The sequence below is a fragment of the Pseudomonas sp. NFPP24 genome (assembly GCF_900112095.1).
GTDB lineage: Bacteria > Pseudomonadota > Gammaproteobacteria > Pseudomonadales > Pseudomonadaceae > Aquipseudomonas > Aquipseudomonas extremorientalis.
The window spans coordinates 117,827-131,123 of the sequence record NZ_FOKD01000015.1 but is presented as its reverse complement, the minus strand read 5'-3'; the positions used below and the strand labels follow the sequence as shown (position 1 = coordinate 131,123).

Annotated in this window: 16 protein-coding genes; 12 read left to right on the top strand and 4 right to left on the bottom strand. The window is 61.4% G+C overall.

Annotation, left to right across the window (positions count from 1 at the left end; genetic code table 11):
- Positions 1 to 111: 111 nt before the first annotated feature.
- The 4 genes from BM026_RS26180 (at position 112) to ada (ending at position 2,405) form a co-directional block, all read left to right on the top strand.
- Complete coding sequence (locus tag BM026_RS26180; RefSeq protein WP_003191319.1) at positions 112 to 414, top strand: DUF1883 domain-containing protein; 303 nt, start codon at positions 112 to 114, stop codon at positions 412 to 414.
- Positions 415 to 439: 25 nt separating this feature from the next.
- Positions 440 to 607, top strand: a complete 168-nt coding sequence (locus tag BM026_RS29260; RefSeq protein WP_012724160.1) for a hypothetical protein — start codon at positions 440 to 442, stop codon at positions 605 to 607.
- 4 nt (positions 608 to 611) lie between these two features.
- Positions 612 to 1,277, top strand: a complete 666-nt coding sequence (gene alkB, locus BM026_RS26170; RefSeq protein ID WP_093121032.1) for a DNA oxidative demethylase AlkB — start codon at positions 612 to 614, stop codon at positions 1,275 to 1,277.
- A 75-nt stretch (positions 1,278 to 1,352) separates the two neighbouring features.
- Entirely contained in the window at positions 1,353 to 2,405 is a 1,053-nt protein-coding gene (ada, locus tag BM026_RS26165) for a bifunctional DNA-binding transcriptional regulator/O6-methylguanine-DNA methyltransferase Ada (protein ID WP_093530590.1), read from the top strand.
- A 56-nt stretch (positions 2,406 to 2,461) separates the two neighbouring features.
- Here the strand turns inward: ada and BM026_RS26160 are convergent, their stop codons facing one another.
- Positions 2,462 to 3,055: a CGNR zinc finger domain-containing protein gene (locus BM026_RS26160; protein ID WP_093530588.1), complete on the bottom strand. Its 594-nt coding sequence runs from the start codon at positions 3,053 to 3,055 to the stop codon at positions 2,462 to 2,464.
- Between the two features lie 174 nt (positions 3,056 to 3,229).
- Here BM026_RS26160 and BM026_RS26155 point away from each other — a divergent pair, with 174 nt between their 5' ends.
- The 8 genes from BM026_RS26155 (at position 3,230) to BM026_RS26120 (ending at position 11,557) form a co-directional block, all read left to right on the top strand.
- On the top strand, positions 3,230 to 4,108 hold the full coding sequence (locus tag BM026_RS26155) for an alpha/beta fold hydrolase (RefSeq protein ID WP_093530586.1): 879 nt from the start codon (positions 3,230 to 3,232) through the stop codon (positions 4,106 to 4,108).
- 109 nt (positions 4,109 to 4,217) lie between these two features.
- A complete protein-coding gene (locus BM026_RS26150; RefSeq protein ID WP_093530584.1) occupies positions 4,218 to 5,276 on the top strand; it encodes an NAD(P)H-dependent flavin oxidoreductase in 1,059 nt (352 codons plus the stop codon).
- A gap of 119 nt (positions 5,277 to 5,395) precedes the next feature.
- Complete coding sequence (gene modA / locus BM026_RS26145) at positions 5,396 to 6,154, top strand: molybdate ABC transporter substrate-binding protein (RefSeq protein WP_092243731.1); 759 nt, start codon at positions 5,396 to 5,398, stop codon at positions 6,152 to 6,154.
- Positions 6,155 to 6,835: a molybdate ABC transporter permease subunit gene (modB, locus tag BM026_RS26140; RefSeq protein ID WP_092243734.1), complete on the top strand. Its 681-nt coding sequence runs from the start codon at positions 6,155 to 6,157 to the stop codon at positions 6,833 to 6,835.
- 5 nt (positions 6,836 to 6,840) lie between these two features.
- A complete protein-coding gene (gene modC, locus BM026_RS26135; protein ID WP_093121257.1) occupies positions 6,841 to 7,920 on the top strand; it encodes a molybdenum ABC transporter ATP-binding protein in 1,080 nt (359 codons plus the stop codon).
- Positions 7,921 to 7,998: 78 nt separating this feature from the next.
- Positions 7,999 to 9,036, top strand: coding sequence for a DNA topoisomerase IB (locus tag BM026_RS26130; RefSeq protein WP_093530582.1), 1,038 nt, complete (start codon positions 7,999 to 8,001; stop codon positions 9,034 to 9,036).
- A 124-nt stretch (positions 9,037 to 9,160) separates the two neighbouring features.
- Positions 9,161 to 10,783 (top strand): ABC-F family ATP-binding cassette domain-containing protein, encoded by a 1,623-nt coding sequence (locus BM026_RS26125; protein ID WP_093530580.1) that lies wholly within the window; start codon positions 9,161 to 9,163, stop codon positions 10,781 to 10,783.
- 69 nt (positions 10,784 to 10,852) lie between these two features.
- Positions 10,853 to 11,557 (top strand): YoaK family protein, encoded by a 705-nt coding sequence (locus tag BM026_RS26120; RefSeq protein WP_093513266.1) that lies wholly within the window; start codon positions 10,853 to 10,855, stop codon positions 11,555 to 11,557.
- 144 nt (positions 11,558 to 11,701) lie between these two features.
- Here the strand turns inward: BM026_RS26120 and BM026_RS26115 are convergent, their stop codons facing one another.
- From BM026_RS26115 to BM026_RS26105, 3 genes are all read right to left on the bottom strand, one after another.
- Positions 11,702 to 12,055, bottom strand: coding sequence for a hypothetical protein (locus BM026_RS26115; RefSeq protein WP_058427861.1), 354 nt, complete (start codon positions 12,053 to 12,055; stop codon positions 11,702 to 11,704).
- 176 nt (positions 12,056 to 12,231) lie between these two features.
- Positions 12,232 to 12,543: an AzlD domain-containing protein gene (locus BM026_RS26110; RefSeq protein WP_071488226.1), complete on the bottom strand. Its 312-nt coding sequence runs from the start codon at positions 12,541 to 12,543 to the stop codon at positions 12,232 to 12,234.
- Entirely contained in the window at positions 12,540 to 13,235 is a 696-nt protein-coding gene (locus BM026_RS26105; protein WP_071488225.1) for an AzlC family ABC transporter permease, read from the bottom strand. Before BM026_RS26105 ends, BM026_RS26110 begins: the two co-directional genes overlap by 4 nt.
- Between the last annotated feature and the right edge of the window lie 62 nt (positions 13,236 to 13,297).

Genomic DNA, 13,297 nt, shown 5'->3' with positions numbered 1-13,297 from the left:
GTCGACGTCGTTGAACACGGGCCGATAATAAACGCGCTGGGGCTGATAAACTCCATCTTAACCTACGTATCGTTCTGATTTTTCAGAAAAAGCCCTTCTGGAGACACCCTCATGAAATTCATCCACCAGCGCGAGCACCTCAACGAGGGAGACATTGTTGTCATCGAATGCTCGCAGACTTGTAATATCCGGCTAATGAGCGATGCGAACTTTCGCAGCTTCAAGAATGGCGGCCGACACACCTACCACGGCGGCGCATTCGACAAGTTCCCCGCCAAGATCACCGCACCGAGCACCGGGTTCTGGAATATCACCCTGGACGTGGTCACACGCCGTGCCATCAGCGTGACCCGAAAACCCGCGCTGTCTCACAAGATCCGCATTGTGCGTCGCACCAGCTCCAAGCTGAGCTGACCCGCCCCTCCCACAGGAAACGATCGTGACCGCTACTACCAAATACGTGATCAAGTACAAGCTCAACGGCGAACGCCGCTTTGAGTTCGCTCAACTGCAGACCAACAGCGTCGAAGAAGCCAAACAAGCCTTGGCGAAAATTCACGATGCCAGTGATGAAATCACCGACATCAATGTGAGCAAGGCGCTGTAGGCGAATGCCCGGCCCCACCGAAGATCTGTTCGCCGAAGACGCCTTGCAGCAACCCGCAGGGCGCGAGCAAATTGGCGAACAGTCCTGCGTATTAAAAGGCTACGCCCTGCCCTGGATTGAGCGCCTTCTACCGGAACTACGGCAGGTGCTGGCTCAATCACCGTTTCGGCAAATGGTCACACCGGGTGGTTTTACCATGTCGGCGGCATTGAGCAGTTGCGGCGACCTGGGCTGGACTACCGACACCTCTGGTTACCGTTACTCATCCGTGGACCCACGTAGCCAGCAACCCTGGCCGCCCATGCCGTGCGCCCTGCGCGAATTGGCGGTGCTGGCGGCCGCTGATGCCGGGTTCCCTGACTTTGCCCCGGACGCCTGCCTGATCAACCGCTATGTACCCGGCGCAAAAATGTCGCTGCATCAAGACAAGAATGAGCGTCGTTACAGCGAACCCGTGGTGTCTGTCTCGCTCGGACTGCCGGCGATTTTCCTGTTTGGTGGGCATGCGCGCAGCGACAAGCCCCGCAAAGTCTCGCTGTTCCATGGCGACGTGGTGGTCTGGGGCGGCGTGGACCGCCTGCGCTTTCATGGCGTGATGCCGATCAAGGAAGGCGTGCACCCGGTGATGGGTGCGCAACGCATCAACCTGACCTTTCGCACCGCCGGCTGATTTGACCGCAAGCTTCAGAGTGCCAGGCGTTCGCGACCCGGCTAATCTGGCCGGGATCCGTCAAGAGTGCCGAACATGACTACCGAACAAGACCCGCGCTGGGCCGCCGTACTTGCCCGTGACCCCAAGGCCGATGCGCTGTTCGTCTATGGCGTGAAGACCACCGGCGTGTACTGCCGCGCCAGTAGCGCTTCACGCTTGCCGCGCCCGGAAAACATCGAGTTCTTCGACACCCCGGCGCAGGCCGAAGCCGCCGGCTATCGCGCCAGCAGACGCGCGGTCGGCGACCAGACCCAGCTCGCGGCGCAGCATGCACAACTGGTGGCCGATGCCTGTCGTCATATCGAACAGGCCGACACTCCACCCAGCCTGAATACGCTGGCACTGCACGCCAATCTCAGCCCCTTTCATTTTCACCGTGTGTTCAAAGCCGTTACTGGCCTGACACCCAAGGGCTATGCCAGCGCCCATCGTTCGCGCAAGGTGCGCGACGGTCTCAAGAGCGCGCACTCAGTGACGGATGCACTGTATGACGCGGGCTTCAACTCCAACAGCCGCTTTTATGAATCCGCCGACCAACTACTTGGCATGAAGCCCGGCGACTACAAGGCCGGGGGCACCAACACTGCGATACTGTTCGCCGTCGGGCAGTGCTCACTGGGAGCGATCCTGGTGGCGCAGAGCGCTCGCGGCGTCTGTGCGATTCTGCTAGGGGATGACCCGGACCAACTGGTGCGCGATCTACAGGATCAATTTCCCAACGCGGAACTGGTGGGCGCCGACCCGGGTTTCGAGCAACTGATTGCGCAGGTCGTGGGGTTTATCGAAGCGCCCGCGCTCGGCCTGGACTTGCCACTGGACCTGCGCGGCACCGCATTCCAGGAACGGGTGTGGCAAGCCTTGCGTGAGATTCCACCGGGCAGCACCGCCAGCTACGCGCAGATCGCCGAGCGCATCGGCGCACCAAAGTCGTTCCGTGCGGTGGCCCAGGCGTGTGGCGCCAACAGCCTGGCGGTGGCCATTCCTTGCCACCGCGTAGTGCGTAGCAATGGTGAGCTATCGGGCTACCGCTGGGGGGTGGAGCGCAAGCAGCAATTGCTCGCCAGAGAACAGTTGTCTAAGACCTAGCGGATCCCTGACTGTCGCGACGTGCTGCTCCTGGATGGTGTGCAAGGCCATCTCCTTCAAAGCTTCAGTTTGCGTTTACGAAATTCAGCGACTTTATGCCGATTGCCACACAACGCCATGCTGCACCAGCGGCGCTTGTGGGCCTTGGTGCGGTCATAAAACCACAAGATGCATTCCGGATGCTCGCAGCGCCGGATCAAATTGAAATCTCCTTCCACCAGCAACGTGGCGGCCGCTTCGGCAATCGGGGCCAGGAACTGTTGCGCCGTCTGCTGCTTGCGCTGGCGCTCAAGCTTTGGCGCCTCGGACGCCGGCCACACCAACTGCGGGTGGCTCACCGCCTTGCGTAAAAAGCCGTTGAGCGCCGCCGGATTGCCAGGTTGTCGCGCTTTGCGCGCAGCCACCAACTCACGAATCACTTCGCGCAACTCCCGCGCAGCGCTGAGCAAGGCCCCTGGTTCAAACTGCGCAATACCGTGTTGTTCAACCCATTGCAGGCGCACCAACCAGGCGGCCACGTCGGCATCGGCCTGCCAGAAATCCCACGGCACGCCGTCGATGTTCGCCAGGGTATTGAGCATGTCCAACACCGGATCATCGGCCAGGACGTAGGGTTCCGAGGGGGCGGCAGTGGATGGGGAAAGGGTCATGGGGCAATCCTCTTGTGAGCGCCCATATCGTAACCGCTATTACGCCATCAGGATAGTTACAAAAACAACAATTCTAACCCTCATAAATGATTTGACAGGTTACATTAATCAGCGCAGCTTTTTAAAAAGGTAACCCGTAAATCAACTCAATCTAGTTACAAAGGGCATTCCATCATGACCACTCCAACCCCTGTCGTTCACTACCGCCACGTCGATGCCGACGGCGTGCGCATGTTCTACCGCGAGGCCGGTGCTGCATCCGCACCGGTCATGTTGCTGCTGCACGGTTTTCCCAGTTCATCGCACATGTACCGCGACCTGATCCCCTTGCTTGCCAAGCGCTTCCGGGTCATTGCGCCGGACCTGCCGGGCTTCGGCTTCACCGAGGTGCCGGCTGAGCGCGATTACCACTACAGCTTCGACAACCTGGCAATCACGGTCGGGCATTTTGTCGATGCGCTGGCGTTGAGCCGTTACGCCCTGTATGTGTTCGACTATGGCGCGCCGGTGGGCCTGCGGCTGGCGGTGGCGCATCCGGAACGGGTCAGCGCACTGGTGTCGCAGAACGGTAACGCCTATCTGGAGGGCCTGGGGGATGCCTGGGCACCGATTCGCAGCTATTGGAACGAGCCGTCCCAGGCCAACCGCGAGGTGATTCGCAACGCAGTGATCAGCCTGGAAGGCACGCGCTACCAATACCTGCATGGCGTAAAGCAGCCCGAGCGGGTAGCCCCGGAATCCTACATGCTCGATGTACTGCTCATGCAGCGCCCCGGCAATGACGAGATCCAACTGGACCTGTTCCTCGACTACCGCAACAACCTGACGCGGTACCCGGCGTTCCAGGCGTTCTTCAAGGCCACACACGTACCCACGCTGGTGATCTGGGGCCAGAACGACCCGTTCTTTATCCCGCCAGGCGCCCACGCCTATAAAACCGACAACCCGAACGCCGTGGTGGAACTGCTCGACACCGGTCACTTCGCCCTGGAAACCCATGCCGCCCATATCGCCGAGCGGATTCACGCCGTACTCGGCAACGCCATTGATTGATGACGCACCACGAAACGCCGCGATCGTCCAGTGAATAAAACAGAGTGGCCGGGGGCCATGGGCCCTGTTAAAACAGCGAAAAGCCTCACTAACGCTGGAGACGCATCCCATGAGCACCTGGCCAGACACCCGCCTTCTCGACCTGCTGGGCATTCAGTTGCCCATCATCCAGGCCCCCATGGCGGTGGGCACGACCACCGCCATGGTTATCGCCGCCAATCAGGCCGGTGCGTTGGGTTCGCTGCCGGCTGCAGCACTGAGCATCGAGCAGCTGCGCGAAGCGCTGACCGCCATTCGCCAGGCCAGCCCACGTCCGATCAACGTCAATTTCTTCTGCCACCAACCGCCCACGCCAGACCCCGAGCGTGATCGCCGCTGGAAGGCACTGCTGGAACCCTACTACCGCGAACTGGGCGCCGACTTTGATGCGCCCACCCCGGTCTCCAACCGTGAACCGTTCAATGACGCCGCGTGCCAGGTCGTCGAAGAATTCCGCCCCGAGGTGGTCAGCTTTCACTTCGGTTTGCCGGAAAAGTCCCTGCTGGACCGGGTGAAAGCCACGGGTGCCAAAGTGCTGTCTTCGGCCACCACGGTGGAAGAAGCGATCTGGCTGGAACAGCATGGCTGCGATGCAATCATCGCCATGGGCAGTGAGGCCGGCGGGCACCGTGGGTTGTTCCTCAGCGACGACCTCAATACCCAGATCGGCCTGTTCGCCCTGTTGCCGCAAGTCGTCGACGCCGTCAGCGTGCCAGTGATTGCCGCCGGCGGCATCGGTGATGCGCGCGGGATTGTCGCAGCGTTCGCCCTCGGCGCCTCGGCGGTGCAGATTGGCACGGCGTACCTGTTTACTCCCGAAGCCAACGTCACGGCTTCACATCACTATGCTTTGCGCCATGCCCAGGCCAGCGAAACCGCGCTGACCAACCTGTTCACCGGTCGTCCGGCACGGGGCATCGTCAACCGGGTAATGCGCGAGTTGGGCGCGATCAACCCGGCCGCACCGGCGTTCCCCACTTCCGGTGGCGCGTTGATACCGCTCAAGGCCAAGGATGAAGCGGGCTTCAGCAACCTGTGGTCCGGCCAGGCACTGCGCCTGGGCAAAGACACCACGACTTATGAACTGACCCGTGAATTGGCGGAGCAGGCGCTGGCCAAGCTCAACTAGCACTCGGCTGTGTGGCAACTTTGCACTGTACCGGCAAAGGCCAACCGCTATATATTCCCATACATAGCGGTTAAGCCTTCTACCTATAACAAGCCGTATACCCTCAAAGGAGCTGTTTCATGAAGAGTCATGCCTCACGCCTGGCCATCCTGGCCGCCGCCCTGGCATTCGGTTCGGCCCACGCCGATGAAGTCCAGGTGGCCGTCGCCGCCAACTTCACCGCACCGATCCAGGCGATCGCCACCGACTTCGAGAAAGATACCGGGCACAAACTGGTCGCGGCCTACGGTGCCACCGGCCAGTTCTACACCCAGATCAAGAATGGCGCGCCGTTCGAAGTGTTCCTGAGCGCCGACGACACCACCCCGCAGAAGCTTGAAAGCGAAGGCGATACCGTCAAGGGTTCGCGCTTCACCTACGCCGTCGGCACCCTGGCGCTATGGTCGGCGAAGGACGGTTACGTCGACGCCAAAGGCGACGTATTGAAGAAAAACGAGTTCAAGCACCTGTCGATTGCCAACCCGAAAGCCGCGCCCTATGGCCTGGCTGCCACTCAGGTGTTGGCCAAGGAAGGTCTGACCGACAAGGTCAAGGACAAGATTGTCGAAGGCCAGAACATCACCCAGGCTTATCAGTTCGTGTCCACCGGCAACGCCGAGCTGGGCTTTGTGGCGTTGTCGCAGATTTATAAAGACGGCAACGTCACCAGCGGTTCGGCGTGGATCGTCCCGGCGTCCATGCACGACCCGATCAAACAGGACGCAGTGATCCTCAACAAGGGCAAAGACAGCGCCGCTGCCAAGGCACTGGTCGAATACCTCAAGGGGCCTAAAGCCGCTGCCGTCATCAAGTCCTTTGGTTACGAGCTGGCCAAGTAAATGCCGTTATCGAGTGCCGATTTCTCCGCTATCTGGTTGACCCTCAAACTGGCCTCACTGACCACCGTGATCCTGCTGGTCGTCGGCACTCCGATTGCCTTGTGGCTGTCGCGCACCCGTTCCTGGTGGCGCGGCCCCATTGGTGCGATCGTCGCCTTGCCCTTGGTGTTGCCGCCGACGGTGATCGGTTTCTACCTGTTGTTGACCATGGGGCCCAATGGCTATTTCGGCCAGTTCACTCAGTGGTTGGGCCTGGGCACCCTCACCTTCAGCTTCGCCGGGCTGGTGATCGGCTCAGTGATCTATTCCATGCCGTTTGTGGTGCAGCCGTTGCAAAACGCCTTCTCCGCCATCGGCACACGCCCACTGGAAGTGGCCGCAACTTTGCGTGCCAACCCGTGGGACACTTTTTTCACGGTGATTCTGCCCCTGGCCCGCCCCGGCTTTATCACCGCCTCGATCCTGGGCTTTGCGCACACCGTCGGCGAATTCGGCGTGGTGCTGATGATCGGCGGCAATATCCCGGACAAGACCCGCGTGGTCTCCGTGCAGATCTACGACCATGTGGAAGCCATGGAATACGCCCAGGCCCATTGGCTGGCCGGCTCCATGGTGGTGTTCGCGTTCCTTGTGTTGCTGGCGCTCTACTCCAGCCGTAAAACCAGGATGGGCTGGAGCTGATGTCGATGATCAATGTACGCCTGAACCTCAAGTACTCGAGCTTTGCCCTCGATGTGGACCTGCACCTGCCCGGCCGAGGCGTGACCGCGCTGTTCGGGCATTCCGGTTCCGGCAAGACCACCTGCCTGCGCTGCATCGCCGGGCTGGAACGCGCCGAAGACGGCTTCATCCAGATCAATGATGACGTCTGGCAAGACAGCCGTAACGGGCTGTTCGTGCCGCCGCATAAACGTGCACTGGGCTACGTGTTTCAGGAGGCCAGCCTGTTTCCGCACCTGTCGGTGCGCGCCAACCTGGAGTTCGGCCTCAAGCGGATTGCCCGTCAACAGCGTCGTGTGGACATGGCCCAGGCTACTGAGTTGCTGGGCATCGGTCATCTGCTCGAGCGCCTTCCCCAACACCTCTCCGGCGGCGAGCGCCAGCGCATCGGTATCGCCCGCGCCTTGCTCACCAGCCCGAGCCTGCTGCTGATGGACGAGCCGCTGGCTGCCCTCGACAGTCAGCGCAAGGGGGAAATCCTGCCGTACCTCGAACGCCTGCACGATGAACTGGATATCCCGGTGCTGTACGTCAGCCATGCCCAGGATGAAGTGGCACGCCTGGCCGATCACATCGTGCTGCTCAGCGACGGCAAGGCCCTGGCCAGCGGCCCCATCGGTGAAACCCTGGCACGTCTCGACCTGCCCCTGGCGCGGGGTGACGATGCCGGTGTGGTCATCAATGGTACGGTCAGTGCCTACGACGACCACTACCAATTGCTCACGCTGCAACTGCCCGCCAGCGCCCTGCACATGCGCGTGGCCCATGCACCGCTGGCGCTGGGCAAGGCGCTGCGCATCAAGGTGCAGGCGCGCGACGTGAGCCTCAGTCTGCAAGCCGAGGAGCACAGCAGTATCCTCAATCGCCTGCCGGTCACCGTCACCCAGGAAATTGCCGCGGACAACAGCGCTCACGTGCTGGTACGCCTGGACGCGGGAGGCTCGCCGCTGTTGGCGCGCATCACGCGATTCTCCCGCGACCAGTTGCAACTGCACCCCGGCCAGACGTTGTGGGCGCAGATCAAGGCGGTCGCCGTGCTGGCTTGAGCAATCTTTTGGCACGACCGCATACGGCTGCGGTCAATCAGACATACCGGCCTGATGTGTTGCCAAGGAACCCGCCCCATGTCTGACTCTGCGCTGCCCCGCGACCTGCATTACGTTGACGACACCCAGCCCGGCATCCGTCGCAAGACGCTGCGGGGCAAGTTCCAGTATTTCGATTCCAAGGGAGAGCGTATCCGCGATGCGGATGAGATCAAGCGCCTCAACGCCCTCGCCGTACCGCCGGCCTACACCGATGTGTGGATCTGCGCCGACCCGCAAGGCCATCTGCAAGCGACCGGCCGCGACGCGCGCGGGCGCAAGCAGTACCGCTATCACGCGCGCTGGCGTGAGGTGCGCGACAGCGACAAATACTCGCGCCTGCAGGAATTCGGCAACGCCTTGCCGAAGCTGCGCAAACAGTTGGAAGCGCAAATCGCCGAACCCGGCTTTACCCGCGAAAAAGTCCTGGCCACGGTCGTCATGCTGCTGGACGCGACGCTGATCCGGGTCGGCAATACTCAGTATGCGCGGGACAACAAGTCCTACGGGCTGACCACCCTGCGCACCCGTCATGTGGATGTCAAAGGCAGCGAGATTCAGTTCCAGTTTCGTGGAAAGAGCGGCGTAGAGCACCAGATCAGCGTCAAGGACCGGCGCCTGGCCACAGTGGTCAAACGCTGCATGGAGCTGCCGGGGCAGAACCTGTTCCAGTACCTGGACGAAGACGGTGTACGGCACACCGTCAGTTCCCAGGACGTCAATGACTACCTGCACCGCCTCACCGGCGCCGACTTCACCGCCAAGGACTACCGCACCTGGGCCGGCACCGCCATGGCGCTGGCGGTGTTACGCGAGCTGGAATGGCAGCCTGAGTCGGATGCCAAGCGGCATATGGTGGCGATGGTCAAGGATGTCGCCAGGCAGTTGGGCAACACGCCGGCGGTGTGCCGCAAATGCTATATCCACCCGGCCGTGCTGGAGCATTTCAGCCTCGGCGAACTCTCCAAATTGCCCAAACCAAGACTGCGCAAAGGGCTCAAGGCCGAAGAAGTGGCCTTGGCGATGTTCCTGGAGCAACTGGCGCAAGACTTGCCGAAAAAAGCCAAGGCGGGTTAGGCTTTGCCTCCCTTCTGATGCGCAGGACGACCGCCGACGTGAACCACTAAGCCTTCCAAAATGTACCCGCAACAAGCCGCCTGGCGCGCTTGTTGGCCTGTCCGACATTTTTTTGGAGGTGCTGATGACTGACGTCAACCGGCTGCCTGTGCTTGTTTCCCTGCAACATTTATCCTTCCGGTTCGCCAATGGCGAGACGCTGCTGGATGACCTCAACCTGTCCATCGATCACACCCCCACCGGTATCGTGGGGCGCAATGGTCGAGGAAAAAGTGTACTCGCCAAATTGATCGCGGGGCTGTTGTCGCCCTCCTCCGGCTCGTTGAATTGCCCGCGCAGCGTGATCTATGTAGCGCAGAACGTCGTGGTAGCGCCAGGCGATACCGTCGCCGATCTTACCGGCACCGCAGCGATATTGACCGCCCTTGAGCGCATGGCCCGAGGCGCCCCACAGATCGATGACCTCGAATTGATCGATGATCGTTGGGACTTGGCCGAGCGTTTGCGCAGTAGCTTGAATGCCGCAGGGTTGTCGCGGCTTTCTGTTGATACCCCAGCCCGTCAACTCAGCGGCGGCCAGTTAGCCAGGGTTGCAATCATCGGCGCGCTGCTGGCCGCGCCACAGTTGCTGGTGCTCGATGAGCCCACCAACCACCTCGATAGCGATGGCCGCGCCTGGCTGCTGCGTGTCCTCGACGAATGGCGTGGCGGCCTGGTGGTGGTCAGCCATGACCGGCAATTACTCAACGCAATGGGGCGCATCATTGAGCTGTCGCCGCTCGGCGTAAACCTATATGGCGGGAACTACGACGCCTATCGACAACAGCGCGACGCTGAACAGCACGCCGCCGTCGCCGCACTGGAACACGCTCGCCTGGAACGCAGCCGCGAAAAGCGGCGCCTGCAAAAAGGCCACGACAACCTGCAACGCCATGCCGCCCGCTCACGCAAGCATGCGGAAACGGCCAACGTCGATCGCTTCACCAAAGCGCGCTGGAAAGGCGCTGCCACGCAGATCGTCAGCACCCTGCGCAGCGCCCATGAGCAACACAAACAGGAGCTGGATGCCCAGGTGCGCCAAGCCTATGCACGGGTCGAGGATGAAACGCCGACGCTGGTGGCATTGCCTGCGTCAGCGGTACCCAACGGCCGACAGGTGCTGTCGTTGATCAACGCGCAATTACCCTGGCTGCCGTCGACCTGCCTCAACGTGCACCTCACCGGCCCGGTGCGTGTGGCAGTGCATGGACCCAACGGTTGCGGCAAGTCCACGCTGCTCAAAGTGCTGGCGGGAGAATGGCGTGCAGAAAGCGGCGAATGCCACGTGCACGTGCCCAGCGCCTATATCGATCAGCACCTCGCGCTGCTCGACGACCACCGTTCCATCGTCGAACAACTGAACCTGCTGGACACCTCGCTGGCGGAAGGCGAATTGCGCACGCGCCTGGCCCTGCTGCAACTGGATGCCCTACGTGTGACCCAACCCGCCGGGCGACTCAGCGGCGGCGAACGCTTGAAAGCTGCGATGGCGGTTGCCTTGTGGCGCGCAGTGCCGGCGCAATTGCTGTTGCTGGACGAGCCGACCAACCATTTGGACCTGGAATCGGTGATGGCGTTTGAGCAAGCCATGCAAGGTTTTGCCGGGGCAATGCTGGTGGTGTCCCATGACGCGGCGTTTGTGCAGGCGATCAGGCCGACGCACTTTCTGAATTGGCATCCTGCGGGTTGGACCCTGACGCCTGCCTGAGGTCATTGCATGCGCGCTTAAAGCGTCCTACGGTAGTGGCCGGATAATCTCACCGAGGAACCCGGCCCTATGTTGCCTTCGCCACGAAAGCCCTACGTCAATGCCGCACTGGCCCATCGACAGCGTTGGCGTGGCCGCGTCGGACTGATGCTGGTAGCCAGCCTGTCGGTGCTGGCGGGCATGACCGATGCCATCGGCTTCATGGCGAGCGGTGACTTTGTTTCGTTCATGAGCGGGAACACTACGCGCCTGGCGGTGGCGATAAGCGCGGGTGACCTGGGCCTGACCGGGCGGCTGCTGTTGCTGGTGGCAACTTTTGTGGTGGGTAACGCGCTGGGCGTGGTGGTCAGCCGACTCAGCCGTCGCCATGCCCTGCCCTTGCTGCTGTGTATTGCCGCCTTGCTGTGCGGCGGTGCACTCCTGCCCTTCGCCGATACCTTGCCCGCGCTACTGGCGGCGATCATCGCGATGGGCATGCTCAATGCTGCGGTGGAAGAGGTCAACGGGCTGCCGGTGGGACTGACTTACGTCACCGGCGCACTGTCACGCTTTGGCCGTGGGCTGGGGCGCTGGCTGCTCGGCGAGCGCCGCAATGGCTGGCGCGTACAGTTGATCCCTTGGGCCGGGATGTTTGTGGGTGCGGTGATCGGCGCGCTGCTGGAGCAGCAGCTGGGGCTCAAGGCGCTGATCGTCAGCGGTGTATTGGCGGGGGTTCTGGGGCTGGTATCGCTGAAGATCCCTCGGCGCTGGCACCTGGGCTTCATGCCGCGCTGAAGGTTAAAAGGAGCTCGCCCGACGTTTAGGCCTCGACGTCCGTGTACTGGTAAAGAGCCATCATGTCGGGCGAGCCGGTGAATCATAAGCGAATGCCTCGCGGCTGTCGTGCCAGGCATTTCCTAAATCGACTAAGGCAACGGATTACAGGCAGGTCGCCAATGCGGCCAAACGACGCTTGGCCGGCATGTTGTCTTCGATGGCGTAGTACTTGATGGTGGAACCGCTGCCCGCGCTCTGCACATCGACGAAGTAATCGCCGGCGGTGGTGTACACCGTGAAGCCACCCGCGCCGATTGGCTCCTTGAAGCCGCCGGCGTCAACGCCGAACACACTTTCGTCCTGCCAGCCGAACTGCACGCATTCGGCAACGACCAGGGTGGCCTTGTCCGAAGCCAGGGTCTTGTAAGGCGTGCCTGCGCGCGCCTCTTTCATCTTCGAACCCGCGCAACCGGCCAGGGCCGCCAGTACCAGTGCGCCAATTACCACCTTGTGCATGCCATTGCTCCGTTGGAAAAAAACGCGACTGTACCATTGCCACAGGCCGGACTGACGGCCGCATGAACTTTGTTTCACTGTAAAGGGGCAAGACGCGACCTATAGTGGTCACGCTCATTTTTAGAAGTCTTCCTTCCGCCCGCTCTCCCGCGGGCTTTTTTTCGCCCCGGTTGTACTCAGAGCAGCCAGCGGAACAGATAGAACAACGCCATGCTCAGCAGCACCGTCATCAACACATTGCGCGTCCAGAACATCAATGCCACGGCGCTGATACCCGCCAGCAGGTAAGGGTTGGCCGGGCTCAGGTTGAGCTGGTGGTCAGCCAGGAAAATGATCGGCCCGCAAATCGCCGTGAGCATCCCCGGCACCGCGAATCCCAGAAACTCCCGCGCGCCACGGTTGAGGCGCACCGGCAGGCGTGGCTCGATAAACAGGTAACGGTTGAGAAACACCACCAGGCCCATGGCCACAATCATGATGTAGATCATTGCTGCCCTACTCCCAGTCGCTTGCAGGCATACCCTGCGCTCATGCCCAGCAGGCCGGACACCACCACCGCCGATTCCCAATGCAGGAAGCTCAGCCATACCGAGAACAGCAATGACACCGCCACACAGACCACCGTGGGAACGTCACGCACCACCGGCGTAATCAAGGCGATGAAGGTGGCGGCGATGGAAAATTCCAGGCCCAGTTGGTCGAGGCCGGGAATGCTTTTACCAAGCACGATGCCGGCCAGGGTGAACAGGTTCCAGGCGATATAGAACGTCAGGCCGACACCCAAGGCATACCAGCGATTGAAGGTCTCGCGGTCATAGTGACTGACCAGCGCAAAGAATTCGTCGGTCAGCAGAAAGCCCAGGCTCATGCGCCAGCGGGTCTTGAGGGGAGAAAGGACCGGCCGCAAGTGCATGCCATACAGCAAATGCTGGGAGGTCAGCAGCAAGGTGGTCAGCACGATGGAAATCAGACTGGCGCCGCTCTTGACCATGCCGATGGCAACCAGTTGCGCAGCACCGGCGAATACGATGGCAGAAAGGCCCTGGGCTTCCAACGGGCTGAATTGTGCATCGATGGCCATGGAGCCGGCCAACAGTCCCCAGGGCGCGCAGGCCAGGGACAAGGGAATGACGGCAATGGCGCCGCGAGCGAAGGCGTAATGAGGTAAGGCAGTAGGCATGGAAACGGCTCATCGACAGACAGTCGACAAGCATGCCAGCGCAACAATGGAGTTGTCTTGAA

Excerpts from the sequence above, each read along its gene's own strand:
- BM026_RS26160 (WP_093530588.1), bottom strand. The coding sequence starts at position 3,055 with ATGACCCTTTCCCCATCCACTGCCGCCCCCTCGGAACCCTACGTCCTG.
- modA (WP_092243731.1), top strand. The coding sequence starts at position 5,396 with ATGAAGAGTCATGCCTCACGCCTGGCCATCCTGGCCGCCGCCCTGGCA.
- ada (WP_093530590.1), top strand. The coding sequence starts at position 1,353 with ATGACTACCGAACAAGACCCGCGCTGGGCCGCCGTACTTGCCCGTGAC.
- BM026_RS26180 (WP_003191319.1), top strand. The coding sequence starts at position 112 with ATGAAATTCATCCACCAGCGCGAGCACCTCAACGAGGGAGACATTGTT.
- alkB (WP_093121032.1), top strand. The coding sequence starts at position 612 with ATGCCCGGCCCCACCGAAGATCTGTTCGCCGAAGACGCCTTGCAGCAA.
- modC (WP_093121257.1), top strand. The coding sequence starts at position 6,841 with ATGATCAATGTACGCCTGAACCTCAAGTACTCGAGCTTTGCCCTCGAT.
- modB (WP_092243734.1), top strand. The coding sequence starts at position 6,155 with ATGCCGTTATCGAGTGCCGATTTCTCCGCTATCTGGTTGACCCTCAAA.
- BM026_RS26115 (WP_058427861.1), bottom strand. The coding sequence starts at position 12,055 with ATGCACAAGGTGGTAATTGGCGCACTGGTACTGGCGGCCCTGGCCGGT.
- BM026_RS26120 (WP_093513266.1), top strand. The coding sequence starts at position 10,853 with ATGTTGCCTTCGCCACGAAAGCCCTACGTCAATGCCGCACTGGCCCAT.
- BM026_RS26125 (WP_093530580.1), top strand. The coding sequence starts at position 9,161 with ATGACTGACGTCAACCGGCTGCCTGTGCTTGTTTCCCTGCAACATTTA.
- BM026_RS26155 (WP_093530586.1), top strand. The coding sequence starts at position 3,230 with ATGACCACTCCAACCCCTGTCGTTCACTACCGCCACGTCGATGCCGAC.
- BM026_RS26105 (WP_071488225.1), bottom strand. The coding sequence starts at position 13,235 with ATGCCTACTGCCTTACCTCATTACGCCTTCGCTCGCGGCGCCATTGCC.
- BM026_RS26150 (WP_093530584.1), top strand. The coding sequence starts at position 4,218 with ATGAGCACCTGGCCAGACACCCGCCTTCTCGACCTGCTGGGCATTCAG.
- BM026_RS26110 (WP_071488226.1), bottom strand. The coding sequence starts at position 12,543 with ATGATCTACATCATGATTGTGGCCATGGGCCTGGTGGTGTTTCTCAAC.
- BM026_RS26130 (WP_093530582.1), top strand. The coding sequence starts at position 7,999 with ATGTCTGACTCTGCGCTGCCCCGCGACCTGCATTACGTTGACGACACC.